This is a genomic window from Streptomyces sp. NPDC048462, assembly GCF_043200175.1.
Lineage (GTDB): Bacteria > Actinomycetota > Actinomycetes > Streptomycetales > Streptomycetaceae > Streptomyces.
Map to the genome: position 1 here is coordinate 91152 of NZ_JBICXG010000018.1, position 24927 is coordinate 116078.

Genomic DNA, 24927 nt, shown 5'->3' on the forward strand with positions numbered 1-24927 from the left:
CGGGTCACTCACCGGGCTTGATGAGGTACCCCGCCCCGCGCCGGGTGTGGATCATCGGCGTCCGGCCCGCGTCGATCTTCTTGCGCAGGTACGAGATGTACAGCTCGACGACATTGGCCTGGCCGCCGAAGTCGTAGTTCCAGACCCGGTCCAGGATCTGCGCCTTGCTCAGCACCCGGCGCGGATTGCGCATCAGGAAGCGCAGCAGCTCGAACTCGGTCGCCGTGAGGTGGATGTTGGCACCGCCCCGGCTCACCTCGTGGCTGTCCTCGTCCAGCAGCAGGTCCCCGACGGCGAGCGTCGACTCGCTGCGCACCGCCGCCGTGCCGGAGCGCCGGATCAGCCCGCGCAGCCGGGCCACGACCTCCTCCAGGCTGAACGGCTTGGTGACGTAGTCGTCGCCGCCCGCCGTGAGCCCGGCGATCCGGTCCTCGACGGAGTCCCGGGCGGTCAGGAACAGCACCGGTACGTCGGACAGCTCCCGGCGCAGCCTGCCGAGGACGGAGAGCCCGTCGGTGTCGGGCAGCATCACGTCGAGGACCACCGCGTCGGGCCGGAAGTCCCGGGCGGTACGCACGGCACCGGCACCGTCCCCGGCGCTGCGCACCTCCCAGCCCTCGTAGCGCAGCGCCATGGAGAGCAGCTCCGCCAGCGGGGCCTCGTCGTCCACGACCAGGACCCGGACGGGGCTGTGGTCCGGCCTGAGCAGTTCGCTGCGCCCCTGGGGCGAGGTCGTCGTCGTCATGGGCCCCAGCCTGTGAGACGCCTCTGAGAGAGTTCTTTCCCGATTCTGTGAATTCCCTGAGAAAGGCGCGCGAACGGGTGGCCGCACCGCCTCAGCGGTCGAACAGGGCCTTCGCGTTGTCGTGGCAGACCGCCCGCAGCCAGTCGTCCCCGAGCCCCAGCCGCTCCAGGGCGTGCAGCTGGTGGGCGTACGGATAGGGGATGTTGGGGAAGTCCGTCCCCAGCAGGATGCGGTCCCCGAGCGCCGCGAGCCGCCCCCGCTCCACCGCCGGGAACGGGGTGAAGCTCTCGGTGAAGTCGGTGAACGCCATGGTCGTGTCGAGCCGCACCTGCGGGTACGTCTCCGCGAGCGTCAGGAACTCCGCGTACTCCGGCATCCCCATGTGGGCCACGATCAGCGGCAGCCGGGGGTGCCTGGCGAGCAGCCGGCCGACCGGCTGCGGCCCGGTGTGCCTGCCCGGCGCGGGCCCGGAGCCGCAGTGCATCACGACCGGGACGCCCGCGTCCGCGAGCAGCCCCCACACGGGGTCGAGCAGCGGGTCGTTCGGGTCGTACGCGCCGACCTGGAGGTGCGACTTGAAGACCCGCGCCCCGGCGCCGACCGCCTCGGCCACGTACCGCTCCACGCCCTCCTCCGGGAAGAAGGTGGCGGTGTGCAGGCAGTCGGGCACCCGGTCCGCGAAGCCGGCCGCCCAGCCGTTCAGCCAGTCCGCCATCCCCGCCTTGTGCGGGTAGAGCATCGAGGTGAACCGCAGAACGCCGAACGAACGCAGCAGCGCGAGCCGTTCGTCCTCGTCGTGCCGGTAGGCGATCGGCCACTCCATGCCGGTCAGCGGGCCGGCGGCGTCGAAGTAGGCCCAGACCTTGCGGAGCACCTGCTCCGGCATGAAGTGCGTGTGGACGTCGATCAGTCCTGGCAGCCCGAGCCGTTCCCAGAACCGCACCACGTCCTCGCGGCCGCCGAGTTCGCCGTCACTCATCCCGCACCCTCTCCGTCCGCTCGCCGACCGCCCGGTTCTCCCCGGCCGTTCGTCCCCTGCCGTTCGTCCCCGCGCCCGACGATCTCAGAACAGCCCGTCCTGCGTGACGCCGCCCCCGACAGCGAGGGTCGGCACACTCACCCCGGCCTCCGGACCGGCCGCCGCCAGCGCCCAGCCGGTCATCAGCCGGGTGTCCACCACGACGACGCCGTCCGCACCGGTCTCCAGATGCAGATCCGGCCCGGCCGCCGCGACCAGCCGCCCGGCGACCACCCCGCCGCCCACCAGCCCGGTCACCACCCGCACCACCCCGCCGGCCCGGCCGTCCCCACCGATCCCGAAGATCCCCGCGTGGTCGACGGCCTCGAACGGCAGCCGCTCCAGCGCCTCGGGCCAGCCGCTCCCGTCGAGCGCCGCGGCTCGCCCGTACAGCTCGGCCACCTCACCGGCCCGTTCGGCCGCCCCCGGGAGCTCAGCCCGCACCGCCCGCTTCCTCGCGTACGGAATCCGGTCCGGCACCCCGAGCGCGGCCCGCAGCAGCTCCTCCGCCCGGCGCGCCGCCATCAGCGGCCCCCGCCCCAGCCAGCTGAAGACCACCGCGCCCTGCTCCCGCAGCCGGGCCGCGCCGCGCTCCTCCCCGGTGATCCCGACCTTCACCATCCCGGGCCCGAACCAGGCCAGGTACACGCGGTAGGTGCGCGGATCATCCGGAATCGTGTCGGCCGCCACGGAGTGCGCCCGGTCCAGCCGCCCGCACTCCGGGCACCGTCCCCCGGTGCTCCGCGCGGCCACCACCGCGCCCACCGGGCACGCGTTCCCCCGGGCCCCCGAGCAGCCCCGCTCCCCCTCGGCCCGGAACCCGAACCCGGCCCCGTACGCCAGCGCGCTCCCCCGGACCTCGCGCCCCTTGCGCCACCCGAGCACGGGGCCGCCCCGCTCCTCGGGCCAGCGGAGCCCGGTGCATTGCCATTCCACGCGGGAAACCCTACGACCGGACACTGACAACGGACACTGACAAGGGGCGCGGGACTAAGATTCGGGCCATGCCCCTGAGCGCGAACGACGTGGCGCGGTTCGAGGCCTCCAGGCCCCGCCTGGAGGCCATCGCCTACCGCCTCCTCGGCTCCGCGAGCGAGGCCGAGGACGCCGTGCAGGACACGTTCCTGCGCTGGCAGGCCGCCGACACCGGCCGGATCGAGGTCCCCGAGGCCTGGCTGACGAAGGCCCTCACCAACCTGTGCCTCAACCAGCTCACCTCGGCCCGCGCCCGGCGCGAGACCTACGTGGGTCAGTGGCTGCCCGAACCGCTGCTCGCCGGGGACTCGATGCTCGGTCCCGCCGACACCGCCGAACAGCGCGAGTCGCTCTCGTACGCGGTGCTCGTCGTCATGGAACGCCTCTCCCCCAACGAGCGGGCCGTGTACGTGCTCCGGGAGGCCTTCGGCTACCGGCACCGCGAGATCGCGGAGATCCTCGACATCACCGAAGCCTCCTGCCAGCAGATCCTGCACCGCGCCAAGAAGCACGTCGCGGACGGCAGGACCCGCACCGAGGTCGACGAGGAGACCGCCCGGCGGATCGTCGGGGAGTTCCTCGCCGCCGCAACCAGCGGCCGTACCGAGCCGCTGGTGCGGCTGCTCACCGCGGACGCCGTCTCCGTCGGTGACGGCGGCGGGAAGGTCCCGGCCCGCGCCAAGGCGTTCGAGGGCGCCGTCGCGGTCGCCACGTTCATGCGGGGCCTGTTCAAGCCCGGCAAGGCCAAGCGCAATCTGGTCGGCGGCTCACCCGGTGTCCACGTCACCACCGCCAACGGCGCCCCCGCCGTCGTGGCGGTCTTCGAGGGCCGGGTCATCGGGATCATGTGCCTGGACATCACCACCGACGGCATCACCGCGATCCTCAACCAGGTCAACCCCGACAAGCTCGAACGCGCCACCCGGCACTGGGCGGCCGCCGGGGACCACGGGGACCCCCTGTTCAACGCCTTCTAGCATGATGTGACACGCGTCACACCCTGCTCCTGTCAGGAAACGGCGGGCTGCCCGGTTCAAGGGGCGAACCCGCGCGAGACAGGAGCAGGGAAATGCAGCATCGAATCATCGTTCTCGGAGCCGGATACACCGGAGCCACCGCTGCCGGGCGCCTCGCCAAGCGCCTACGCCGCGAAGACGTCGCCATCACCCTCGTCAACGCCGAGCCCGACTTCGTCGAGCGGGTCCGGATGCACCAGCTGGCCACCGGCCAGAACCTGAGGCCCCGCCCCTTCCGCGAGATGTTCGCGGGGACCGGGGTCGAGCTGAAGCTCGCGGAGGTCACCGCCGTCGACGTGGACCGCAAGACGGTCACCGTCACGGACGCGGACAGCGCCGAGGCGCGGGAGCTGTCCTACGACAGCCTCGTGTACGCCCTCGGCAGCCACTGGAACACCCACGGCGTCCCCGGCACCGCCGAGCACGCCCACGAGATCGCCGGCCGCCCCGGAGCCCTCCGGCTGCGCGAACGCCTGGCCCGGCTGGAGGCCGGCGAGCCCGTGGTCGTCGTCGGCGGCGGCCTCACCGGACTGGAGGCCGCGACGGAGATCGCCGAGGCCCGCCCGGACCTCGACGTCGCCCTCGCCACCCGGGGCGCCCTGGGCGACTGGCTCTCGCCCAAGGGCCGCGGCCACCTGCGCGACGTCTGCGCCGGACTCGGCATCACCGTCCACGAGAACACCGCCGTCACCCGCGTCGACGCAGACCACGTGACCACCGCCGACGGCGCCTCCGTCCCGGCCGCGGTCACCGTGTGGACCACCGGCTTCGCCGTCCACCCGATCGCGAGGGCCACCACCCTGGAGGCGTCCGACACCGGCCAGGTCGTGGTCGACGCGACCATGCGCTCGGTCTCCCACCCGGACGTCTACGCCGTGGGCGACGCGGCGCTGGCGATGGGCCCCGGCGACAAACCCCTGCGCATGTCCTGCGCCTCGGGCGGCCCCGCCGCGTTGCACGCCTCGGACACCATCGCGGCCCGCCTGACCGGCGGCAAGCTCCCGAACACCTCGGTCCGCTACTTCAACCAGTGCATCTCCCTGGGCCGCAAGGAGGGCCTGATCCAGTACGTCACCGCCGACGACCGCGCGGTCCGGGCAGCCCTGACCGGACGGCTCGCCGCCCTCTACAAGGAACTGGTCTGCAAGGGCGCCGCCTGGGGCGTCGCCAACCCGACCTTCGGCATGCCGACCCGCCGCCGGCCGGTCGTCGGGGCGGGCACCCGCGCCCAGGAACCCTCGGCCGTCGACGCGGAGGCCTGAGCCGCGGCGCGGCGCGGCGCCGTCTGGGCGGACGCTGCCACCGGGAACGCCGCACCGGGGTGGGCTCATTCGCGCCAGATGGCGACCAGGCGCGCGACCAGACCCAGTACCAGCGCGGCCGCGAGCAGATAGACACCAAGACGCTCTTCGGACACCACCGGCGACCACACCTGCCAGCCCGAGGGGACGTAACTGTCGGCGTCCAGGGAGGTGGCGTAGAGGCCGGAGTACCTGAGCCCCGTACTCGTCCGGCTGCGCAGCCACAGCAGAGCGCCCAGGGCGGCGCAGGTTGCGGCTATCGCGTACAGAGCCGTCGTGCTGCGCGGGGCCTGTCTCTTCACGGTTCGTCCTCGTCTTTGGTGTTGGTGTTGGCGTTGTTGGCGTTGGCGTTGTGGTTGGCGTCGGCGTCGTGGAGTACGGATCCTCTCGCCCGCACACCGGTCACGTCAGGGGAGGGTCGCGCCGATCGCCGGTACGCCCACGCCGCGCCCCGGTGAACTCGTACAGCAGCACCTCGTCCACGAGCCGGTTCGTGTACAGCCGGCGGGTGTCCCGCTCGCCGAGGTTCTCCAGGGCGGCGAGCACCAGCCCGGGGTCCGTCGCGGCGGCCGAGCGCAACTGGACGACCTCCTCACGGGTCAACTCTTCGACGCCGTACGCCGCCCCGTCGGCGCACACCACGACCCACGGCTCCCCCGCATCGGCCACGGCGCGATGGAAGGTCCCGGGCGGGTCCGTACGCCCATGGGCCAACGGCGCCACCCGGTCACGCGCCAGCGCCGCGGTGATCCAGGCCGCCGGACGGGCCGGGCGCCATCCGGCGGCCAGGCCGCAGAGCTCCGCGGCGATGTCACGGACGTCGAGGCCGCGGTCGATGAGCGGGCGCAGCGCGTACGCGAGACGGCGCAGCCCCTCGTGCTGGGTCCAGGCGACGAGCGGCCGCACCTGCCGGGCGACGGCGATGTCACGGGCGACCCGTAACGGGGACCGCCGCGTCGCGCGGCCGGGCGTCGCGCGCCCGCGCGAGGTGTGGTTCATGCGCGGGGTGTAGTTCAACCTCCCACTCACATCAGCCGTGCGTACATTGTGGCGGGGCCCGGAAGAATGGGGCGCACGCCCGCCTGAACTGCGGTTTTCCACAGGCGAGTTGCCCACGGGCCGGGAGTCCGCCCGTGCGGCCTCCACCGTACGCTCCCGGCCGGCGTCCGTCAGCCCGCACACCCGCGCCTCATAGCCGGTGCCCTCCAGGCGGTGGCCCATCGCCGAGTCGTACACGGCCGGAATCGTGGCGGCATAGACCGTCGCCGTACCCGCGTACCGACGCCCGCGCAGGTGCAGATTCCGCTTCGACCCGTGCCGTCGCCAGACGAGCGCGCCCAGCTCCCGCAACACGCGGACGTGCCGCTTCACCGTGGCCACAGACACCCCGCACCGGACGGCGGTGCCCTCCAGGTCGTACAGGACGAAGCCGAGCCGGTAGTCCATCCGCCCGGCCAGATCCCGCGCGACGGCCAGCGTCGTCGCCCCCGCCCGGCGGTGCAGGCCCGCCTCGACGAGCCACACCACCGCACGCAGCCACGCAGGCGGCCGGGCCCGCCGGGAGGCCGTCATATCGAGCTCCTGAAGGATGCGGGGTACGGGGATCCGGTCCGGATCAGGGCATGCCGGAGAAGCGCAGCACGAAGCCGCGCCGGTGGGGTGGCGCATCACAGTCCGTGGGGTGAGGGGCGGCCGGTGGGGCCGCAGAAGGTCACAGCTGGGCGGGGCCGTTCGGCCGGCTCAAGGCGTGGGAGTGGTCACCACGCGGGGGTTGGCCCTACGATCGAACGCGAATCCTTCTCTTCACATGGGTGGATTTCGGATCGGCGGGGTGATGACCCGCTGGTCACTACGGCCGGGCGGTCTCTACACCGCTCGGCCGTTCTTATCCGGCGGCAGGCCCTTGTGCTTCCCGATCGGCCCTGCGCCGTTGCGCTCCGCTCTGGCCCTTGCCGATCTGCTGGGCACGGGCGGCCGAGACGCCTCCGAGGAGCTGCCCGATTTCCCTCCATGTCCTGCCTTGCTCCTTCAGGGCGTTGACACGCTGCTGCCGCAGCTCTCGCAGCCTCGTCTGATAGCCGGGCCAGCTCTCCAACGCCCGCGACACGGCCAAGGCGCAAGCCTCGTCGTCCTCGATGTCCTTGAATGCCGCGATGGCTTCCATCAGGCGTTTCACCTCCTTGACCTGCTCGGAGTCATTCGCCATCCCCGCGCTCCCTCCTGCGGCGCGGCCCACACGACTGTAAACCCCGGGCTTGACGCAATCAACCCCGGGGTTTAACTTCGTTCTCGCGAGGCCGGCCAACGGTCCCGTAGCAACAGAACGGCCCCGGCCCGGAGTTCGCACCTCCATGTGGCCGGGGCCAGTCAGAACCCTGAGATCACCAGGAGACCGACCATGCGCCATCCTTCCACCCCGAACCCCGCACCCGACAGGCGGCTCGTCACGCTGCCTCCACTCGCCACGCTGTCCACCGAGCAGCAGCGAGGCGTGCACTGCGTCTTCTGCGGTACGACCCTGCACACAGGCGCGGTCCGCGACCTCGGTCCACGACTGGTCGAGGCGCACGGATCGGCGGTCCGTTGGTTTCCGCGCAGCTGCCCGTCCTGCCCGAAGGAGCAGGAATGCCGCTGATGTGCGACCGCTGCGGGAAGCCGATCGCCGCCGGAGAGGAGGAGCGCGCAGCGATCCACGGAGCGTCGGGGCCGGGCGGCACGATCATCGTGCACGCGGCGTACTGCCTCGCCCCACGGTCACGCCCAGCCACTGCGCATCGCGCATAGGGACGACAGCGGACGGGGGCGATTGCGGTACTCCCCTGCTGCACTGCAACCGGGGCCCAGGGGATTGCGCCTGGGCCCTCTTCCCTCAGACCGAGGCGCCGACGGTCAACGTGTAGTCCACGTCGACGTAGAAGTCGTCCGACCGCCCGTGGATCTTCAGTGAGTGTGCGCCGGGAGCCAGGGGCGGCAGTTGCACCCAAAGGCCGCACCCCGTACCCGTGAAGCGTCCTTCCTCCCCGGCGACCTCATGCTGACGCTCAGCCTGCGGCGCGGAGAGGTGCCGGGGCTGACGTGGAAGTCCATCGACTTCGAGGCCGGCGAACTGTACGTCGATCACCAGAGCCGATCGAGCCGGGGAACCTCACCCGGATGTTGGCGCTCCGCGCTCGCCGTGCCGGCCTCCGGGCCATCCCGCTGCGGAACACCCGGCACACGTGCAGTTCGCTCCTGGTCGCCCTCAAGGTCCACCCGAAGATCGCTCAGCGGATCCTTCGGCACTCGCAGATCGCCATGACGATGGAGGTCTACGCCGAAGCGAGCGAGGAAGAGATACGCGACGCGATCGGCAAGCTGTCCGACGCCATGGGCGATACCGGCTGACAGCGATTGGTGCGGTTGCTGTACTTCGCTGCTGTACGCACAACGCGAGAGGCCCCCAGGATTTCTCCTGGGGGCCTCTCGTGTGCTGTGCACTCGGCAGGATTCGAACCTGCAACCTTCTGATCCGTAGGCGGGTGCGCACGAGAGTCGCGCGGTGCAAGACCAACCTGTAGGCCGGGTAGCAGTGCTCCGCTTGTACGCCGATGCGCCCCTGTGTGCGCTGACGTTGATGTCAGGCGCTGATGTCAGACAGCAGACTCAAAGCCACAGTTGGTAGGCGTAGTCCACCGTTGTGACATCCGCTCGTATACGACCAGGAAGGGCGCGATGTAGCCCGACGCCTCTGCGACTGACGCATGGCCGCTGACGACTAACGCCACGCCTGCGAGAGGGGCGGTGATATAGGCGAGTCCCGTCATCCATCCGGGCATGGCGAAGCTCTGGCCTTGCGGCCTAGGCTCTTGCATACTTGGTCGTGCTCCGATCGCAAGTCACGGGGCTAGGGGCCACTCGCATCGTTTGCAGGCGCGCGAGTGGCCGCCCCTATTTCTGGGGCGCCGGTTGAGTGGCGGCGCACCGGCATTGTCCCCCAGACAGAGCAGCCTCAGCAAGAGGCTAGACCCCCCATTTCCAAGGCCAGAGACCCTCTCGTATTGCACGTGCACTACAAATGAGGGCACTGCGGCATTGGATTGCAAGGTACTGTTGCAACATGTGATTGCAAAGTGACACTACGTCAGCGACTGAAAATGCGACGCGTGCACTTCATCCATGCCTAGCTAAGCGTGAACGTCAGGCACCATCGCTTTCGAATCCGTGATCAGCCAGCGCCGCTAGGCGCTGAGCGAGCCACCCAGAGACGCGCGGCCCCCCGTTCACCGCGCCCCCATCTCGGACTGTTCGCACATGCTCGAACCCCTGCCTGAGGTAGTACTGCTGTAGCGCCTCGTTCGTCGTCCACGCGTCCAGGCGTAGCCATCTCGCACCATCTCGACACGCCCTGTCGCCTGCCCAGTCGAGCAGCCGGCCACCGAGGTTCTGCCCGGCGTGCGTCCGTGCAACGGTCAGCTTGGTGACGAACCTGGACGGCTCCCTCAACTCCTGCTCCGTCCACAGGCCGTCTTCCACGTCCGGCGTGAGCGTGATGGTGGCGGCTGTCACGTCGCCGTCCACGACCATGAAGACGGAACCCGCCTTGATCGTGGCGAGCAGCCGATCAGCTGGGTAGGGCCGCTGCCACTGGTCGCTACCCAGACGCGTGAGCCAGGTCGCCGCCTCCTCGCGGAAGGCCAAGAGCTTGGTCACGTCGTCTGGGCGCGCAAGGGTGATCTTCACTGAGACTCGTTCTCGCTCCGGGCGGTCTGGTCGCCGATCTCGTAGTTCATCCGGTTCAGGTCGCCCCGGAACGTCGTGACGGTGCAGCGAATAGGCCGTTCCGCCGTGTACCCCGTACGCATCCAGAGGAGCACCGGGACCCCAGCGCCAATCTCCAGCAATCGCGCCTCGTCCGGGGTCGGCATGCGGGTCGAGATCTCGTCGAAGTACCCGATCTGCTCAGCCCCATGAGCGGCTAGGTATCGGGTAGTGCCCTCTTCGATGTCGCCAGGCTCCGCGAGCCTAGGAGCCTCATCGGCTAGCCACGCCGGGTAGTACGTGGCCTGAGTCGACCACGGCACGTCATCGACGAACCGATGGCAGAACCGCAGGACGGTGCGGGATTCAGGGCTCACCTTGAGCCTCGTCGCCACATCGGCCGGCGCGGGCAGGATCTCGACCCTGAACGTCTGGTGCGGGCGACGCCCCGCGGCTGTGACGTCCGTGCTGTACGCGTCACCGTTCTGCGGAAAGCTCAGGTTCTCGAATCGGGAGGCGTTCAGCTCGAACACCTCGTGCTTGGCCACCTCGTACCCGAGGCCCTGACTGGACGTAACAAGCCCCTGCGTGACCAGCAGGCCAAGTCCGGACCGCACGGTGTTCCGCGACGCGTCAAAACGCGCCGACAGCTCGCTCTCCGAGGGGAGCCGCGCCCCGGGCGGATACGTCCCGTTGTCGATTTCGCGGCGCAGAGCATCCGCGACTTGCCGGTACTTCGGCTGCTTGCTCATGTCTCCATCATGACGCACTCGCTCAACTTGTTGGTACATGTGGGCCCCGATCGCTTGACGCTTAACAGTCCGTTGGTACACCATCACTGCATCAGCTTGTACCAACAAGTTGAGCAAGCGGTGCAGCTCCTTCAAGTGTGCTGGCTTGCGCGTTATTCCCACGGCTTCGGGCTGGGGGCGGCACGACAGGAGGGGCCGAATGCGGCTGCTCCTGAGCAGAGGGCGGGGACGCTGCAATCCCGCTAAAGGCCAGGGGACAGGGCTTCGGCCCGACTGGCGAGGTGGCCCGGTGACCGCGAGCAACGGCCGGCGAGTGGGGACGAGATCCCCCTTGCAGTGATTGCCCTGATCCGACCGACCGAGAGGAACACCCGTGAGCCAACGAAGTATGTGGGCGCCGTCCGTGCTGGACCGGCCGGACCGGTAAGCCCTCGCGTCATCGCCTGATCTGCCGCAAGCGGCCGGTTGCCTCCTCCGCCCGTCCAGACCGTTTTCTGCGGGGCTGTACGGGCGGGGCAGAGGGGAGCCGGAGAGTCCGGCCACAGAAGGGGGAGTTATGGAGATCGCTGCCGCGGTTGTCGCGGTCATCGGCACCTTGCTGGGTGCCGGTGTCGTCGGTGTCCAGCAGTACTACGTAGCCCGGTCCCAGCGTCGCCAGGCGCTGCGTGACCGGGCCCTGAGCGCCTTGTCCGAGCTGAGTACCGCGCTCGCGGATCACCGCCGGGCGATGTGGGTGCGTGAGGATCTGCGCCTGTCCGATGCGGCGCCGGCCGATGTCGCTGCCGCCCGCGAGGCCAGCCACGTCACCCGGTCCGCCGTCACCGCCCCGCAGATCGCCCTGACGGTGCTCCTGCCGACGCTCCGCATCGAGATCGAAGCCGCGGTTCGTGCCGCGTACGCCATGCGGGGCGCTGTGAACGAGCAGGCGCTGGCGTCGTTCCGGGAGTCGGCCGTATCCGCGGCCGAGGCCCTGACCGCCGCAACGGCCGGCGTCCTGTCCCGCCCCTGATCCACCCCACAACGGCCGCACCCCCGGAGTAGTCGCTCCGGGGGTGCTTCGGGCCGCCCCACCGTTCAAGGAGAAAACGACCCATGAAGAACATCGTTGCTGGTCGCGAGCCCGTTACCGCGACCGAGTTCATCGAGCTGGCCCTGGGCATCGACCTGGAGCTGTTCACCGGCACGCCGACCGAGTCGCAGATGGAGCGGGCGGCCCGGCTGGACGTCGCTCACGAGGTCCTCGCGGAGCTCCGCGAGAGCGACCCGGAGACCGCCGCATACGCCGAGTCCCTGCTTCGGACGCTGCCGCTGAAGCAGCCGCGCACGTCCGGCCGGCGCACGCGCCGCACGGTCCGCCGCCCGGTGAACGGCTGCGCGGCCGGTTCGGCGGTGGCGGCATGAACCTCCTCCGCAACGGGCGGGCTGCTCTGGTTCTGGCCTTGGTTGCCGTGGTCGGTATGGCGTTCCGGGTGTCGTGGAACGCGCTGCGTGACATCGCCCGTGCGATCGGGGCCGACGGTGACGCGGCGACGCTCTACCCGTTCGTCGTGGACGGGCTGATGGCTCTCGCGCTGATCGCGACGTTGGTCCTGGCCGGCAGGGACCGGCGGTTCGCTCTCAAGGTTCTGGGTGGGTACACCGCCGCGTCACTGGTCCTGAACTACGTGCACGGCCTGGTCCCCGCGTTGCACCAGCCGGACATGGGCATGGTCCGCCTCGCGCACTGGGACAGCGCCCACTACGCACTCGTGCTCATCGCGACCTCCTTGCCCGTCGGGGCGATCTTCTTCGGGTCGGATCTGGTCGCGAAGGTGTTGCATCACCACACCCCGGCAGAGTCCGTGCGGGTGCCGGACGGGCAGGAATCCACACACCCCCCGCACACCCCCGCACACCCCGCACAGGCACCGGCAACCGAGGCGGCCGATGCTCCTGCCCAAGTGCCCGCCGTGGAGTCGTCTGCACAGGTCATGGGCCGTGCGGGTGCTGGACCGGAGCCTGATCCGCATACCCCGCACGCCACCCGCACACCCAAGGGTGAGTCGGCCGACGAGACGCTGGAGCGGGATCAGTTCGAGGAAGCGGAGCTGGAGAGGATGCGGCAGGACGCACGCCGTGCGTACGTCGAATCCGCACAGGCGGACCGCCCGCTCAGCGCCCGTGCGCTGGGTGAGGCATTCGGTATGAGCGAGTCGTGGGGACGCAAGCAGATCCTCAACGTCCGCGACGACGAGGACACCTACCGCCCGTACCTGCGAGCCGTCGAAGCCGGGGTCATGTGATGACCACGCTGCCTTGCTACCGGTGGCGCCTGGCCCCGGACGGGCTGGCCACCCGCCGTCAGCTCCGAGCGTTGGGGCTGCGGCCGGGCGGGCAGGACGTCGTTGCCGAACTCCGCCGTCCGCGCCGCCGGCGAGAGCCGTTGGTCGCCTACCTCTACCGCGTCGACCGGGCCAAACCGGTCCGCCCGATGACACCGGGCCGCCGTGCCGCGCTCGCCGCAGCGATGCGGGCCCGCCGGACCTGCCCCACCTGCCGCCTCGACGCCGGGTACTGCATCCCGGTCTCGCTCGGCATGTGTGTGACCTGCCACGACCTTCCGCTGAACCGAGAGGACATCACCTCATGAACGCCGCCGAGTACCGCGCCGCCGCCGAAGCGATCGTCATGAAGGACCGGATCACCTACGGCCCCATCCGTCCCGACGACTTCCGCAAGGCCGAGATCCTTGCCCGGCTCGCCATCGCCGCCGCGGCCTCCGAGACGGCCGACGCGCAGACCGGGCCGGACCACATGGACAACTTCGAGACCATCCGCTACACCGCCGACGTGGTCTGCATCCGTGGTGGCGACGTGCTGGTCATCGAGCGGGGCTGGGACCCCCACAAGGGCATGGACGCTCTGCCTGGTGGCCACGTTGATCCCGGCGAGACCTCCCGTACCGCCGCCGCCCGCGAACTGCTGGAGGAGACCGGCGTTCAGGTCGATGCCGCAGACCTGACGCTGGTCGGGGTGTGGGACGCCCCGGACCGCGATCCCCGCGGCCGGTACATCACCGCCGCCTACGTGGTCACCGTCCCCAAGGAGACGACCGCCCGAGCCGGTGACGACGCCGCCGCCGTCCGGTGGGTTCCTCTGGACGCCCCGGGACCGCTGGCGTTCGACCACGGGCAGATCGTAGCCACCGCACGACGGCAGCACCTCCCCTGCGGCGGGGCCATCAGCAACGCCCACCGCGCCTGACGCCGGGGGCTGTTGTGTTCGCTTCGCTGTTCGTCCTGCTCTACCTCGGTCACCTGCTGGCGGACTACCCGCTCCAGACCGACCACCAGGCCGCCCATAAGACCGACCGGTGCGCGACCGGCTGGGCCGCCAACCTCACCCACGCTGCCACCCACATCGCCACCTGCGGGGCCGCGCTCGTGCTGGGCGCGGTCGTCCTGGACGACATGACCCTGTCCCTCCCCGTAGCCCTGGTGGCGTTGGGGTGGATCGGTGCCACACACGCGTTCATCGACCGGCGGTGGCCGGTGCAGTGGTGGATGGCCCACACCGGCCAAGCCTCCTGGGCCGCCAACGGGGGTGCCGCGCACGTCGACCAGACCGCGCACGTCCTGGCCCTGGTCCTCGCCGCCCTCGCACTCGCCGCGGCCTGACCCAGGGACCCGTTCCACGTACGTGCTGCACATCAACGCAGGGCCCGGCCCGCTCCTGGACAGATACGGCCGGGCCCTCCTACTCCGCAAGGGAGTGCGCTCAGCATGACGGACGTCAGTACAGAACCGGTAGTAGCCCCCGCTGCTGCCCCGCCCGAAAAGCCCCCGCCCACCGCCACACCGGCCCCGGCCGCCGAGGCGGGTGTGCAGCACACCGCTGGTGGGTGGCCGGTGGTCCCGCTCGCGGTGACCGGGGTCAACTCCACTGTCTCGGTGGTCGCCGCGTCTGCGCTGGCCGGCGGTCCGGTCGGTGTGGCCGTGGCCGCTGTGGGCGCCGCCGCCATCGGCACCGCGGCCGCCGTACGACACCGCAGGAAAACCCGCACCAAGACCCGTCGCACGCACCACTCGACGGGCATCGGCAAGTCCGGCGGCCACCGGGGCATCGGCGGGCTCCGCAACGGCGGCATCGGCCGCGGGGGCAGCTCTCGCCGGGGTGTCCCGTCGCAGGGCCGCGCCGCGGCGTCGCGCTCCACCGGAGCAGCATCACGCCCCCTGGGCGGCACAAACAGCACCAAGCCGTTCCTGGGGAAGGCTAGTTCGGGCAGTCGCCAGGGTGGCGCGGGTGCGGGCCGTGCTTCGGCCGGTGGTCGTGTCGGGCAGGTCAAAGCCCTGCGGGATGCGGCCCGTCGCCAGTCCCCGACCCGTCACGCGGCCCGCACGGGCACGGCTCAGGCCCGGCGCTCGGTGGCCAATGCCCGCCGCGGCGCCCATGCCGCAGGCACCACCCGTAGTGGCCGGGCGGGACTGGCCAGCCGGGCGGGGAAGGCGGCTGCGGGCAAGGCCCGTGCCCTGCGCGACGCCGCAGTACGCAAGGCGCGGGCCGGGCGGGATGCGCGGACGGCCCGCCGGCTGGAGTCCAGCCGGGACCGTATCCGCAAGGCTCGTGTCCGCAAGGCCGCCCGCCAGGCACTGCGCCGCTCGGCCCTGCGCAAACAGGGCCGCCGCGTGCTCGCCGCACTGCTCGCCGGCCCGCTGGGTGTGCTCGGGATGCTGACCACCCCGCTCGGCCGGAAACTCGGCTGGGCCTGGCTGCAGCACCCCGGACGCCGCTTCTACCGGCACATGATGCGCACCGCCGAGGAACGCAAAGCCCACCGGGACGCCGCCATACGCGAGCGCCTGGCCGCCGAGGAGAAGGCCCTCGACGACGCCGCCTCCGGTGATGCCCCGGAGATCGGCGACACGGCCCAGCGCCCCGCCCACCTGCTCCCCGCACAGCCCGACACCACGCCTGTGGAGGTTGTCAGCATGTCCGGTTTCAAGTTCGAAGAGGCCGCGGCCGAGATGGAGAACGCGGCCCGCACCTACGAGCCCGAGAGCAGCATGGAGATCCTCTCCATGGTCGAGAACCTCCCCTACGCCCTGACCTCGGTCGCGAACACCTTCCGCATCCTCGCGGAGCGCTCCGACAGCGAGTTTCCGCTGGAGAAGGACATCGCCGGCGCCTTCGACGAGATCTACGGGGCACTGATGCGGGCCGTCGACACGTCCGCGGACCTGGGGCAACTGTTCCGTCAGGTCCACGCGCAGGACATCGCCCGTCACGAGGACCCCCGCAACGGTCCCGAGGCCGAGAAGGGCTGGAACGTCTGATCATGACCACCAACACCACCACCAAAAACAAGAAGGATGCGGGTGGTCCGGTGTGGGACTGGGCTGCTGGTCACGGACCCGTGACCGGCGCCCTGTCCGCCACCACCGGAGCGTTCGCCCTTGCCGCCACGGGCGCCGCCACGGGGATGCCGCCGGGCTGGGTTCTGACCGCGGGCGCGGCCGGCGCGATCGGCCACACCGTCCGCTCCCTGCGCGACCGGCTGTCCGCCCGCACCATCGCGATGCGCTCCGCAACGTGGCTGGTCGGTGCCGGATGGACGACATGGGCCATGACCACCGGGCCCCTGACCTGGACCGCGCTCGGCTCGCTGGCCGTGATCGGCGTCGGGATCGGCACCACCGCCCACACCACCCTCCTCCACGAAGAAGCCCGGGAGCTGGAGGCCCTGGAAGCGGCGGACCGGCAGGTGGCCGCCGAACTGTCCGCTGAGCGCCGCACGATCGCCGCGGAATGGGTCGACCGCATCCAACGGGTCTGCGGGATCACGCTGCGGGTCCTGGCGGTCGAGATGTGGCCGACCGGAACCGGCTACACCATCGACGCCGAACTCCCGCCCGGTGGCACGACATACGGGCGGATCGCACAGGAAGCGGCCAAGCTCAGCGCAGATGCCCGGCTCCCGCACGGCTGCACCGCCACCGCCGGCCCCGGCATCGACCAAGGCCGCGTCCTCATCGACGTCACCACCAAGAACGTGCTGGAGCAGGAAGTGGTCTACCCCTGCGACTACAGCCGACTGTCCATCCACACCGGCATCCCCTGGGGCCTGCGCACCAACGCCGACGAGATCCGCGCGTACCTGCGCGAGCAGTGCGCCCTGGTCGTCGGACCGACCGGTTCGGGCAAGACGAACATGGTCCACACGATCCTGGCCGGGTTCGCCCGCGCCGAGGACGTACTGACCTGCGTCATCGACCTCAACGCCGGGAGCGCCGGCCTGCCCTGGGTCCGTCCCGCATTCGACGCCAACGGCGCCCCGCTGGACGTGGTGCGGCCCGGCATCGACTGGCTGGCCGCCTCGCACGACGAGGCGCTGCTGATGCTGAACGCCCTGGTGAGGATCGCGAAGCACCGCAAGACCGCCTACCAGGACCTGATGACGCAGGCCAACACCGACCTCCTGCCGATCAGTGCGCAGATTCCGCAGATCATGCTGGTGGTCGACGAGGGTGCGGAGATCCTTTCCAGCAACGACCAGCAGCTGAAGAAGATCGCCGCCCTGATCCTGGAAGTCATCCGGATCGCCCGCGCCATGGGCATCCGCACCGTCCTCACCGCGCTCGGTGCGACCAGCAGCGTGCTCGGCAACCTCATGCTCCGACGGGAAGCAAAGATCCGTGTCGCACTGACCGGCGGGGAGAAAGAAGGCATGGACCTGGGCAAGCAGTTCCCCGGCTCCCGCGGACTGCGCCCCGAGCAGGCCCCCTACAAGGGCTCCGGATTCATGGGCACCCCCGAGAGCGAGCCTGGGCTGTTCAAGTCCTGGCGAATCCTCCCCGACCAGATCCGCGACATCGTCACCGCGACCGCCGGCATCCACCCCACCCTCGACGGCCCGTCCGCCAAGGCCGCCGGCACCCCGTACGCCACCCGGTGGGACCCCAACCGCACCCAGTGGATGCGCGACCACACCCTCACGACTGGTTCCGCCGGCCCGGCCTCACAGTCCGCTGCTCCCAGCGGGGGCGGGCTGAACCTCTCCGCGCTCCGCAACCAGCAGCCCGCACCCGCCCCGGACGAGGACGCCACGGTGCGCGCGTTCATGGAGCAAATCGACGCCCAGTTCGGCACCGCCCCCGACCCCCAGCCCACCTCGGAGCGCCCGGCCGGACAGGGGCTGAACCTGTCCGCGCTACGGCCCGAGAACAACGCCGCCCGGCAAGCCGCGCTCCAGATTCTGATGGGCGCCGGGGCCGAGGGAACCGGTGCCTCCGCGATCTCGCGGGCCCTGGCCGAGGAGCACGGGACCACTCGGCAGACGGTTGCCGGATGGCTCAAGGAATGGGCCGAGGCCGGTGAAGCCGTCCGCGTCGGAGAAGGCACCAAAACCCGCTACGTCCACCGCCGCTACGTCTGAACCAGCCCCCGCTTGTCGCCTGTCGCCCGCCCTGCCCGAGAACACCTCCACACGGGCCTGTGCGAGCCGAAAACGGCTTGCGACCTGCAAGGCGACAAGCGACAAGACAAGACAAGCGACAAGGCGCACGACAAGCGAGACGACAAGCAACACGACAAGCCGGCGCGGGCGACGCCCTCCACCAACGGGGGTGTCGCCCGCGCTGCTGAAGGAGCCACGTCGTGCATGACACCGCGTACGAGATCACCACCCAGACCCCCGCCCCGACCGTCTACCCGGGCCCCGCCGGAGCCGGGTATCCCGCCTACCTCTCCGTGCCCGAGGGGCCGGTGATGCTGCCCTCCGAGATCCCGCCCGGCGTCCAGATGGTCACCCTGCCCGGCGGCATCCGAACTCTCGCCTACGCCCCGCAGCAGGCCCCGCCCGCGCCGGCGGTTCCGGTCGCGCAGCCGATCCCGGCATGGGCCAAGACCACCGCACTCCTCACACCGACCATCGGCGGGGGCATCGCCGCCGCCGGCATCGGACTCTCCTACGCAGCCCCGGGACTGATCGCCATGAGTGAAGCCCTCTGGGCCGCCGTCGCCCTCATCGCCGCCGCAGCCATCGGCGTCCCCGTCCTGCTCCGACTCGCCCGCACCACGGCCGGTGACGGCCGCGGCAGCACGCACATCACGCAGAACATCACCGCGTCCGGAATGTTCGGCAAGGCCAACGGCACCATCAACCACCGCTAGGCCCGGCTCTCCACGCACCCGACGCTGCACTACGAGCATCAACAGCCTGATCCGCTGCCGCTCCTACGCATCAGGCGAGAGGCCAGCCGGCGAAGCCGTTGCCGGTCCGATAGACCAGTCCGATCCCCTGCTCCTTAAGGAGACCCTGCACGTCGGGTGTGGGTGCGGTGGGCAGCAGTACGGCCAGGCGCAGCGTTTCCTTGTTCTCAACGTGGCGCCGGTAGTCCAACAACTGCCCAATGGCCATGCGCACGTTCTCGCGCGTCGTCAGGCCCTTCGCCTCGTACAAGGCGTGGTCGGTCTCGTCGTAAAGGTCCGGGGTGAGGGTGCCGCGCTCGCCTTCGACGGTGATCTGGAAGGTGCTAAAGGTGTGGCTGGCCCCTTCGAGGTGCTCCTCGAAAGCTGTGACGAGCTGTCCCTCGCGGCGGATGACCGTGCGCTCGCCTCCGGTGACGTTGGCGGTGGTCTGGCCGGTGGTGTGCTTCTCGGTCTTCTTGCTCTTCGCTCCGGCCTTCGCCGCTTCCTTCACCGACTCCTTCGGCACGGGGAGCACGTCGGTCTGCTTTGCGATCTGGACCGCATCGCTCTCCCGCATGTCCGTCTGGTCCAAGTCCACCGGCCGGAGACGGAAGACATAGACCCGCCGCAGAGTTCCCTTCGGGTCGTAGTCCCAGCGCTCCGTGAACGGGACGGTGCTATCCACCCGCATCTGCCCTACGTACCGCTGGAGCTTGGCGCCACCGGACTTGACGTGCCCGTCAGAGATAAACACGTGCAGGTCCAACTCCTGCACCTCGTGGTTGAGCAGCGTTCCATTCAGGCCCGTCAGGACCTGGTGCCCGGTCGGTCCCGTGCCCGTGTAGTCGAAGACGGGCCCCTGGTTGTCGCCTTCGGTCCAACCGTCGAAGTTGTAGCCGTGCTCCTTGCTCTTCTGCGGGTCGGAGAACACGAGCAGCTTCTTGGCCGACCGGCAGGGAACGATCCCGCTCTGCGATGCCCGCTCCTCCGCGTCGGGGCGGCCAAAGGCCACGGCCAGAGCCGCGCGGGTCGTCACCAGTCCGGGCTTCAGTTCCAGATCAACACTCGTCATAGCCCCAACGCTATGGCCCACCACTGACAACCCACCTGCGCGTACCTCGCGCCCGCACGACCGAGGGCGGCCCCCGTCTCACGCCAATGATCCGGGGCCGCCCTCGTTCCACCCAACTCAACAGTGGAGGCATCCAGCATGACGCACCCCGCCACGATCCGGGAGCTCCCGCCGCCGACCGGTGGCATGAGGTTCTACCTCACCACCCACAAACGGCACTGGATCAAACTCACGGACAAGCCGTTGTTCCTGAAGTCCGAGCACTTCACCAGCGCCGCAAAGCTCTACCCCGCCCTCGGCCCCTACGCGGTCGACTCCGGCGGCTTCTCGGAACTCCAGCGCCACGGAGCCTGGACCCGCACCCCTCGCCAGTACGTTCAGGACCTGCGGCGAATCTGGGAGTGCGTCGGCCCTTACGACTGGGCCGCCGGACAGGACTGGATGTGCGAGGACCTCATCATCCACGGTGGCCAAGCCGGACCCCTGCACTTCGTTGGCACCCACCTGAGCGTTGCTGAGCACCAGCGGCGCACGGTCGAGAACTTCCTCGAACTGCGCTCTCTGGCGCCCGATCTGCGGATCATTCCGACGCTTCAGGGGAGCACGGTGCCGGAGTACGAGCAGTGCCGGGAGCTCTACGAACGCGCCGGGGTCAACCTCGCCGCGGAGCCGACGGTGGGGCTTGGGTCGGTGTGCCGGTTGCAGTCCACGACCCAGGGCGCGGCCATCGTCACCGCCATGGCCGCCCACGGCTTACGCCTGCACGGCTTCGGCTTCAAAACCCTCGGCCTGAACCGGGTCGGCCACCTCCTGGCCTCCGCCGACTCCGCCGCGTGGAGCCTCCACGCACGCCACCGGCCCCCGATGCCCGGCCACACGCACAAGAACTGCGCGAACTGCTTCCCCTACGCCATGAACTGGCGCACCCGCGTCCTGGACGGCCTGCCCACCTGGCACCAGCCCACCATCGACGGGAGCGAAGCCGCATGAACACCCACCTCACCGCAGCACTCACCGCGGCCCTGGCCGCCGCTGAGCGCGGCTGGCACGTCTTCCCTCTCCGCCCCCGCGACAAGCGCCCAGCCCTCCACGGCGAAACCGCCTGTCCGGGAACGGGCGACTGCGCGACCGGACACCGCAAGTGGGAGCAGCGGGCCACCACCAACCCCGAACGCATCCGCCGGGCCTGGGCCGACCGCCCGTTCAACATCGGGATCGGCACCGGTCCGTCCGGGCTTGTCGTCGTCGACCTCGACGTGCCCAAGCCCAACAGCAGCACGGGCACGCCTTCCGGCGTGACGACCTTCAAGGCGCTCTGCGAGCGCGCCGGGCAGGCAATCCCCGCCACATACCGGACGCGGACCGCGAGCGGCGGACACCACCTCTACTTCATCGCGCCGGCCGGTGTACGGCTCGGCAACACCGCCGGGACGCTCGCACCGCTGGTGGACACGCGAGCCTGGGGCGGCTACGTCGTCGCCGCCGGCAGCACCACCAGTTCCGGCCCGTACGAGGTTGCCGACCCTGCCCCCGTCGCTCCCCTTCCCGGATGGCTGCTGAGCCAGCTCCAACCGGCCCGGCCCACCCCGATCCGACCGCTGGTCGCCCCTGTCGTGAGCGGCAGTCGGGCGGGCCGCGTGGCACTGGAGCGGGAGTGCAACCGCGTCGTCACCGCGCCGGAGAAGCAGGGCAACAACACGCTCAACCGATGCGCGTTCAAGGTGGGGCGCTTCGTCGCGTGGGGCGACCTGGCCCGACACGAGGTTGAAGCAGCCTTCCAAGGGGCGGGAGAGGCCCGGGGACTCACCGCTGCCGAGTGCCGCGCCACGATCCGCAGCGCCCTGGACAGCTCCATCCGCACCGCCCGACCCCGGGAAACGGCATGAGCACCCCGCCCCGCCCCCGCTTGGAAGGCCATCGACCCCGTACCGGCCCCCGCACCGCCGAACCGGCCCCGGCTGCATCCGGCAGTGGTGCGCCGAAGGTCGTCGGCCGGCAGGCCGTCCCTTCATCCGTACGCCCTGACCCGCACGTCACCACGGTGACCGGCATCCGGCCCGGACTCCAGATCCGCATGTCGGTCAGCCCGCAAGCCGACTGGCTGTGCCACTGCGGCCACCACGAACGCGCACGGGGCCGCAGGGCCGTCACCGAACTCACCACCCGCGCCCGCGTCGGGCACTGCCCCCACACCGCCCCCGCAGAGCACAGGAGGACCGCCGCATGAGCGCCACCGCACAGACCACGGCCCCCATCGACGGCGCCGCGCTGCTCGACGAAGTCGATCGGTTCCACCGCCGGTTCAACGTGTTCCCCCGTGAGGCCGCCTACGTGGCGGTCGCCTTGTGGGACGCGCACGCGCACCTCCTGGACGCGTTCGACTCCACTCCGCGTCTCGCGTTCCTCTCCCCGGAGCCGGGCTCGGGAAAGTCCCGGGCGCTGGAGGTGGTGGAGACGCTGGTGCCGCGCCCGATGCTGGCGGTGAACGCGCGGGCCGCCGCACTCTTCCGGTCCGTCTCGGACCCGGCCGGACGGCCCACGATCCTCTTCGACGAGATCGATACCGTCTTCGGTCCCAAGGCAGGGGACAACGAGGAACTCCGCGGCTTCCTGAACGCCGGGCACCGCCGTTCCGGGGTCACCTACCGGTGCGTTGGTGATGGCGGCAACCAGACGGTGGTGGAGTTCCCCTCCTACACCGCCGTTGCCGTCGCCGGGCTCGGCTACCTTCCGGACACCATCACCACCCGGTCCGTCATCATCCGGATGCGGCGCCGAGCCAGGAACGAGAAGGCCGAGCCGTTCCGGGCCCGGCTCCACGAAGCCGAGGGGCACGAGTTGCGGGACCGGCTCGCTCAGTGGGCCGAGCAGGTCCGCGAAGACATCGCGGGCCGGTGGCCCGAGATGCCCGAGGGTGTCACCGACCGCCCCGCCGACGTGTGGGAGCCCCTGCTGTCTGTCGCGGACGCGGCGGGCGGCGACTGGCCCGAGCGCGCCCGCACCGCGTGCATGGAGCTGGTCAACGCCGCCCGTGCCGACGACAAGGGCAGTCTCGGCATCCGGTTGCTGACTGATCTCCGGGACCACGTCATGGCGGGCATCGACCGCATGCCGACCGTCGCCATCCTGGACCGGCTGTGCGCGCTGGACGAAGCGCCGTGGGCGGACATGAGCGGCCGGCCGCTCGACTCCCGGGGCCTGGCCAAGATGCTCGGGGAGTACATGACCCTCGACAACATCCCGGTCAAGGCTCGCAACATCAAGACCGCCGGGACGGTACTCAAGGGCTACTACGCGCTCGATCTCCACGACGCATGGGAGCGGTACTGCCCCCCACCCCCCTCAGGAGCCGCTACCTCCGCTACCTCCGCTACCTCGCAGGTCAGCGACCCGGAAAAGGTAGCGGCAACGCTCTTCCCGTCCGCTACCTGAGCGCTACCCGCTACCGGCCCCGGCCCCAGCAGGGGCGGGGCCGGTAGCGGATTCCATCCGCTACCGCTACCTCATCCGCTACCACGATCATGCCCCTGACCAGGGCGGTAGCGGAGGTAGCGGAGGTAGCGGACCTGACAGGAAGGGGCCCCCGGGCTCCCGTATGCCCTGCCAAGGAGGCAGCGACCCAATGCGTACGCCACTCTCCACCGCGCCCGAAACCCTGACGGTCCCCGAGGTCATGCACGCCCTGCGGCTCAGTCGTAGCAAGGTCTACGACCTCTTCCGCTCCAAGCAACTCGACAGCTTCACCGCCGGCCGTGCCCGCCGCGTCCCCGTCGATGCCCTGAACACCTACATCCGGCTCCAAATCGAGGAGGCCGCCTGATGGCCAAGCGTCGCGCCAACGGCGAAGGAACGATCACGAAGCGGAAGGACGGTCGCTACCACGCAGCTGCCTACGTCTACCGACCGGACGGCACCCGGACCCGGAAGTTCGTCTACGGCAAGACCCGAGACGAGGTGGCCGGCAAGCTCACTGAGTTGCAGGAGAAGACGCGGCAGGGCATCCCGGCCGCGTCGTCCACGATGGCGTTCGGGGACTACCTCACCTACTGGCTGGCCGCTGTCGCGCCTGAGCGACTCAAGCCCGCGACACTGAACAGCTACGAGGGGCTGTCACGCCTCTACATTCGCCCTGCACTCGGCAAGAAGAAGCTCAACCGGCTGTCGCCGGCGGACGTGCGCCTGTTCCTCACAGAGTTCAAGGTCTCCTGCCTGTGCTGCCTCCGTGGGGCGGACAAGGAAAGGCCGGAAGGCAAGCGCAACTGCTGCGCGGTCGGCCGCTGCTGCAAGCGCCGGCCGTCAGCTCGAACGGTGCAGTACATCCACGCAGTTCTCCGGTCCGCGCTACAGCAGGCGATGCGCGAAGAACTGATCGCCCGCAACGTCGCACGGATCGTGGAGACACCGACAGTCGACGCCAAGGAGGTACGTCCGTTGGACACCGGGGAAGTTCGCATGCTGCTCAAGACCGCCCAGTCCCACCGCCTCCAGGCCTTGTGGCTGCTGCTCATCTCCACCGGCCTACGCCGCGGAGAGGCCCTCGCGCTCACCTGGTCCGATGTCGACCTTGCGGGCGGTCAGCTCCGAGTCCGGCGGAACGTGCAGCGCATCCGGCGTGAGCTGATCTTCGGAACTCCGAAGACCATGCGGTCCGTGCGCACGGTAGCTCTGTCGAAAGGGTGCGTGCGGGCGCTCACCGAGCACCGCGAGCAGCAGGAACGGGAGCGCAAGGTGGCAGGCCCTAAGTGGAAGCCGGTACCCGAACACCCGACTGGCCTCATGTTCACCACGGTGACGGGTCGCGTCACGGACCCCCGCAGCCTGAACCGGATGCTCACCATCCTGTGCCGGGACGCCAAGGTGCGGCGGGTGCGCGTGCACGATCTGCGCCACACCTGCGCTTCGCTGCTGCTGGCGCAAGGGGTCGACGCTCGCACGATCATGGAGACGCTCGGCCACAGCACCATCACCATGACGCTGGACACCTACGCGCACGTGATGGACACGACGCTGCGGGCAGCAGCCGAGCGCATGGACGACGCCTTGGAGTTCGGCAGCGAAGAAGAGGGGGAGACTGCGCCCGACGACGACGCCTGATCCCGGATTCCGGGTGCGTTGATGTCACCCGCTGATGTCAGAAGCCCCCCG

At 70.3% G+C, this 24927-nt stretch carries 27 protein-coding genes and 1 pseudogene; 19 read left to right on the forward strand and 9 right to left on the reverse strand.

Translation table 11 applies throughout. The features are described 5' to 3' along the window. Positions 1 to 4 precede the first annotated feature (4 nt). The 3 genes from ACGFU6_RS26780 to ACGFU6_RS26790 all read right to left on the reverse strand — a co-directional run bounded on the left by ACGFU6_RS26780 (position 5) and on the right by ACGFU6_RS26790 (position 2699). Entirely contained in the window at positions 5 to 745 is a 741-nt protein-coding gene (locus ACGFU6_RS26780; RefSeq protein WP_393614506.1) for a response regulator transcription factor, read from the reverse strand. A 91-nt stretch (positions 746 to 836) separates the two neighbouring features. After that, entirely contained in the window at positions 837 to 1724 is an 888-nt protein-coding gene (locus ACGFU6_RS26785) for an amidohydrolase family protein (RefSeq protein ID WP_393614508.1), read from the reverse strand. An 84-nt stretch (positions 1725 to 1808) separates the two neighbouring features. Continuing rightward, the gene (locus tag ACGFU6_RS26790; protein ID WP_393614510.1) at positions 1809 to 2699 is read right to left on the reverse strand and encodes a DUF2797 domain-containing protein; all 891 of its coding nucleotides are present in this window, start codon (positions 2697 to 2699) and stop codon (positions 1809 to 1811) included. Between the two features lie 68 nt (positions 2700 to 2767). On the opposite strand from ACGFU6_RS26790, the gene ACGFU6_RS26795 reads away from it, so the two are divergent. Together ACGFU6_RS26795 and ACGFU6_RS26800 are read left to right on the forward strand one after the other, a co-directional pair. Further along, positions 2768 to 3715, forward strand: a complete 948-nt coding sequence (locus ACGFU6_RS26795) for an RNA polymerase sigma-70 factor (RefSeq protein WP_393614511.1) — start codon at positions 2768 to 2770, stop codon at positions 3713 to 3715. Positions 3716 to 3807: 92 nt separating this feature from the next. Further along, a complete protein-coding gene (locus tag ACGFU6_RS26800; RefSeq protein WP_393614513.1) occupies positions 3808 to 5016 on the forward strand; it encodes an NAD(P)/FAD-dependent oxidoreductase in 1209 nt (402 codons plus the stop codon). Between the two features lie 65 nt (positions 5017 to 5081). Here the strand turns inward: ACGFU6_RS26800 and ACGFU6_RS26805 are convergent, their stop codons facing one another. The 3 genes from ACGFU6_RS26805 to ACGFU6_RS26815 form a co-directional block, all read right to left on the reverse strand. After that, on the reverse strand, positions 5082 to 5357 hold the full coding sequence (locus tag ACGFU6_RS26805) for a hypothetical protein (protein ID WP_393614514.1): 276 nt from the start codon (positions 5355 to 5357) through the stop codon (positions 5082 to 5084). A 100-nt stretch (positions 5358 to 5457) separates the two neighbouring features. Further along, positions 5458 to 6627, reverse strand: coding sequence for a cell wall protein (locus ACGFU6_RS26810; RefSeq protein WP_393614515.1), 1170 nt, complete (start codon positions 6625 to 6627; stop codon positions 5458 to 5460). Between the two features lie 313 nt (positions 6628 to 6940). Beyond that, a complete protein-coding gene (locus tag ACGFU6_RS26815; protein WP_393614516.1) occupies positions 6941 to 7261 on the reverse strand; it encodes a hypothetical protein in 321 nt (106 codons plus the stop codon). Positions 7262 to 7453: 192 nt separating this feature from the next. Here ACGFU6_RS26815 and ACGFU6_RS26820 point away from each other — a divergent pair, with 192 nt between their 5' ends. Both ACGFU6_RS26820 and ACGFU6_RS26825 read left to right on the forward strand, forming a co-directional pair. Next, entirely contained in the window at positions 7454 to 7690 is a 237-nt protein-coding gene (locus ACGFU6_RS26820; RefSeq protein ID WP_393614517.1) for a hypothetical protein, read from the forward strand. A 393-nt stretch (positions 7691 to 8083) separates the two neighbouring features. After that, a pseudogene (locus ACGFU6_RS26825) lies at positions 8084 to 8439 on the forward strand (site-specific integrase); the annotation flags it as partial. A gap of 792 nt (positions 8440 to 9231) precedes the next feature. On the opposite strand, the gene ACGFU6_RS26830 reads toward ACGFU6_RS26825, so the two are convergent. Both ACGFU6_RS26830 and ACGFU6_RS26835 read right to left on the reverse strand, forming a co-directional pair. Next, positions 9232 to 9774 carry a GNAT family N-acetyltransferase gene (locus tag ACGFU6_RS26830; RefSeq protein ID WP_393334061.1) on the reverse strand — a complete coding sequence of 181 codons (543 nt, stop codon included), beginning with the start codon at positions 9772 to 9774 and terminating at the stop codon, positions 9232 to 9234. Beyond that, the gene (locus ACGFU6_RS26835) at positions 9771 to 10544 is read right to left on the reverse strand and encodes a GntR family transcriptional regulator (RefSeq protein ID WP_393334064.1); all 774 of its coding nucleotides are present in this window, start codon (positions 10542 to 10544) and stop codon (positions 9771 to 9773) included. Before ACGFU6_RS26835 ends, ACGFU6_RS26830 begins: the two co-directional genes overlap by 4 nt. 556 nt (positions 10545 to 11100) lie before the next feature. Between ACGFU6_RS26835 and ACGFU6_RS26840 the strand changes: the two genes are divergently transcribed. The 9 genes from ACGFU6_RS26840 (at position 11101) to ACGFU6_RS26880 (ending at position 18692) form a co-directional block, all read left to right on the forward strand. Continuing rightward, positions 11101 to 11553 carry a protein kilB gene (locus tag ACGFU6_RS26840; protein WP_393334067.1) on the forward strand — a complete coding sequence of 151 codons (453 nt, stop codon included), beginning with the start codon at positions 11101 to 11103 and terminating at the stop codon, positions 11551 to 11553. 83 nt (positions 11554 to 11636) lie between these two features. After that, complete coding sequence (locus tag ACGFU6_RS26845) at positions 11637 to 11945, forward strand: hypothetical protein (protein WP_393334069.1); 309 nt, start codon at positions 11637 to 11639, stop codon at positions 11943 to 11945. After that, positions 11942 to 12826, forward strand: coding sequence for a DUF2637 domain-containing protein (locus tag ACGFU6_RS26850; protein ID WP_393334072.1), 885 nt, complete (start codon positions 11942 to 11944; stop codon positions 12824 to 12826). Before ACGFU6_RS26845 ends, ACGFU6_RS26850 begins: the two co-directional genes overlap by 4 nt. Continuing rightward, on the forward strand, positions 12826 to 13173 hold the full coding sequence (locus ACGFU6_RS26855) for an RRQRL motif-containing zinc-binding protein (protein ID WP_393334075.1): 348 nt from the start codon (positions 12826 to 12828) through the stop codon (positions 13171 to 13173). Before ACGFU6_RS26850 ends, ACGFU6_RS26855 begins: the two co-directional genes overlap by 1 nt. Positions 13174 to 13337: 164 nt before the next feature. Next, positions 13338 to 13787 (forward strand): NUDIX domain-containing protein, encoded by a 450-nt coding sequence (locus ACGFU6_RS26860; protein WP_393334950.1) that lies wholly within the window; start codon positions 13338 to 13340, stop codon positions 13785 to 13787. 14 nt (positions 13788 to 13801) lie between these two features. Next, positions 13802 to 14200, forward strand: a complete 399-nt coding sequence (locus ACGFU6_RS26865; RefSeq protein WP_393334078.1) for a DUF3307 domain-containing protein — start codon at positions 13802 to 13804, stop codon at positions 14198 to 14200. A 105-nt stretch (positions 14201 to 14305) separates the two neighbouring features. After that, positions 14306 to 15856: a hypothetical protein gene (locus tag ACGFU6_RS26870; protein WP_393334081.1), complete on the forward strand. Its 1551-nt coding sequence runs from the start codon at positions 14306 to 14308 to the stop codon at positions 15854 to 15856. Between the two features lie 2 nt (positions 15857 to 15858). Beyond that, on the forward strand, positions 15859 to 17955 hold the full coding sequence (locus ACGFU6_RS26875; RefSeq protein WP_393334083.1) for a hypothetical protein: 2097 nt from the start codon (positions 15859 to 15861) through the stop codon (positions 17953 to 17955). A gap of 221 nt (positions 17956 to 18176) precedes the next feature. Next, a complete protein-coding gene (locus ACGFU6_RS26880) occupies positions 18177 to 18692 on the forward strand; it encodes a hypothetical protein (RefSeq protein WP_393334086.1) in 516 nt (171 codons plus the stop codon). A gap of 70 nt (positions 18693 to 18762) precedes the next feature. Here the strand turns inward: ACGFU6_RS26880 and ACGFU6_RS26885 are convergent, their stop codons facing one another. Beyond that, a complete protein-coding gene (locus ACGFU6_RS26885; protein WP_393334089.1) occupies positions 18763 to 19782 on the reverse strand; it encodes a hypothetical protein in 1020 nt (339 codons plus the stop codon). A 138-nt stretch (positions 19783 to 19920) separates the two neighbouring features. Between ACGFU6_RS26885 and ACGFU6_RS26890 the strand changes: the two genes are divergently transcribed. The 6 genes from ACGFU6_RS26890 to ACGFU6_RS26915 all read left to right on the forward strand — a co-directional run bounded on the left by ACGFU6_RS26890 (position 19921) and on the right by ACGFU6_RS26915 (position 24876). Then, the gene (locus ACGFU6_RS26890) at positions 19921 to 20772 is read left to right on the forward strand and encodes a hypothetical protein (protein WP_393334092.1); all 852 of its coding nucleotides are present in this window, start codon (positions 19921 to 19923) and stop codon (positions 20770 to 20772) included. After that, the gene (locus ACGFU6_RS26895; protein WP_393334094.1) at positions 20769 to 21668 is read left to right on the forward strand and encodes a bifunctional DNA primase/polymerase; all 900 of its coding nucleotides are present in this window, start codon (positions 20769 to 20771) and stop codon (positions 21666 to 21668) included. The genes ACGFU6_RS26890 and ACGFU6_RS26895 overlap by 4 nt, the downstream gene beginning before the upstream one ends. Beyond that, positions 21665 to 22009, forward strand: a complete 345-nt coding sequence (locus tag ACGFU6_RS26900) for a hypothetical protein (RefSeq protein ID WP_393334097.1) — start codon at positions 21665 to 21667, stop codon at positions 22007 to 22009. The genes ACGFU6_RS26895 and ACGFU6_RS26900 overlap by 4 nt, the downstream gene beginning before the upstream one ends. Then, positions 22006 to 23214: a DUF3631 domain-containing protein gene (locus ACGFU6_RS26905; RefSeq protein WP_393334100.1), complete on the forward strand. Its 1209-nt coding sequence runs from the start codon at positions 22006 to 22008 to the stop codon at positions 23212 to 23214. Before ACGFU6_RS26900 ends, ACGFU6_RS26905 begins: the two co-directional genes overlap by 4 nt. Positions 23215 to 23404: 190 nt before the next feature. Beyond that, complete coding sequence (locus ACGFU6_RS26910; protein ID WP_328696265.1) at positions 23405 to 23602, forward strand: helix-turn-helix domain-containing protein; 198 nt, start codon at positions 23405 to 23407, stop codon at positions 23600 to 23602. Beyond that, on the forward strand, positions 23602 to 24876 hold the full coding sequence (locus tag ACGFU6_RS26915; RefSeq protein ID WP_393334103.1) for a tyrosine-type recombinase/integrase: 1275 nt from the start codon (positions 23602 to 23604) through the stop codon (positions 24874 to 24876). The genes ACGFU6_RS26910 and ACGFU6_RS26915 overlap by 1 nt, the downstream gene beginning before the upstream one ends. Positions 24877 to 24927 lie beyond the last annotated feature (51 nt).

Coding starts and splice junctions, on each gene's coding strand:
- ACGFU6_RS26900 (WP_393334097.1), top strand. CDS start 21,665: ATGAGCACCCCGCCCCGCCCCCGCTTGGAAGGCCATCGACCCCGTACC.
- ACGFU6_RS26785 (WP_393614508.1), bottom strand. CDS start 1,724: ATGAGTGACGGCGAACTCGGCGGCCGCGAGGACGTGGTGCGGTTCTGG.
- ACGFU6_RS26810 (WP_393614515.1), bottom strand. CDS start 6,627: ATGACGGCCTCCCGGCGGGCCCGGCCGCCTGCGTGGCTGCGTGCGGTG.
- ACGFU6_RS26795 (WP_393614511.1), top strand. CDS start 2,768: ATGCCCCTGAGCGCGAACGACGTGGCGCGGTTCGAGGCCTCCAGGCCC.
- ACGFU6_RS26890 (WP_393334092.1), top strand. CDS start 19,921: ATGACGCACCCCGCCACGATCCGGGAGCTCCCGCCGCCGACCGGTGGC.
- ACGFU6_RS26840 (WP_393334067.1), top strand. CDS start 11,101: ATGGAGATCGCTGCCGCGGTTGTCGCGGTCATCGGCACCTTGCTGGGT.
- ACGFU6_RS26815 (WP_393614516.1), bottom strand. CDS start 7,261: ATGGCGAATGACTCCGAGCAGGTCAAGGAGGTGAAACGCCTGATGGAA.
- ACGFU6_RS26905 (WP_393334100.1), top strand. CDS start 22,006: ATGAGCGCCACCGCACAGACCACGGCCCCCATCGACGGCGCCGCGCTG.
- ACGFU6_RS26800 (WP_393614513.1), top strand. CDS start 3,808: ATGCAGCATCGAATCATCGTTCTCGGAGCCGGATACACCGGAGCCACC.
- ACGFU6_RS26855 (WP_393334075.1), top strand. CDS start 12,826: ATGACCACGCTGCCTTGCTACCGGTGGCGCCTGGCCCCGGACGGGCTG.
- ACGFU6_RS26845 (WP_393334069.1), top strand. CDS start 11,637: ATGAAGAACATCGTTGCTGGTCGCGAGCCCGTTACCGCGACCGAGTTC.
- ACGFU6_RS26860 (WP_393334950.1), top strand. CDS start 13,338: ATGGACAACTTCGAGACCATCCGCTACACCGCCGACGTGGTCTGCATC.
- ACGFU6_RS26835 (WP_393334064.1), bottom strand. CDS start 10,544: ATGAGCAAGCAGCCGAAGTACCGGCAAGTCGCGGATGCTCTGCGCCGC.
- ACGFU6_RS26850 (WP_393334072.1), top strand. CDS start 11,942: ATGAACCTCCTCCGCAACGGGCGGGCTGCTCTGGTTCTGGCCTTGGTT.
- ACGFU6_RS26820 (WP_393614517.1), top strand. CDS start 7,454: ATGCGCCATCCTTCCACCCCGAACCCCGCACCCGACAGGCGGCTCGTC.
- ACGFU6_RS26895 (WP_393334094.1), top strand. CDS start 20,769: ATGAACACCCACCTCACCGCAGCACTCACCGCGGCCCTGGCCGCCGCT.
- ACGFU6_RS26915 (WP_393334103.1), top strand. CDS start 23,602: ATGGCCAAGCGTCGCGCCAACGGCGAAGGAACGATCACGAAGCGGAAG.
- ACGFU6_RS26780 (WP_393614506.1), bottom strand. CDS start 745: ATGACGACGACGACCTCGCCCCAGGGGCGCAGCGAACTGCTCAGGCCG.
- ACGFU6_RS26875 (WP_393334083.1), top strand. CDS start 15,859: ATGACCACCAACACCACCACCAAAAACAAGAAGGATGCGGGTGGTCCG.
- ACGFU6_RS26910 (WP_328696265.1), top strand. CDS start 23,405: ATGCGTACGCCACTCTCCACCGCGCCCGAAACCCTGACGGTCCCCGAG.
- ACGFU6_RS26870 (WP_393334081.1), top strand. CDS start 14,306: ATGACGGACGTCAGTACAGAACCGGTAGTAGCCCCCGCTGCTGCCCCG.
- ACGFU6_RS26885 (WP_393334089.1), bottom strand. CDS start 19,782: ATGACGAGTGTTGATCTGGAACTGAAGCCCGGACTGGTGACGACCCGC.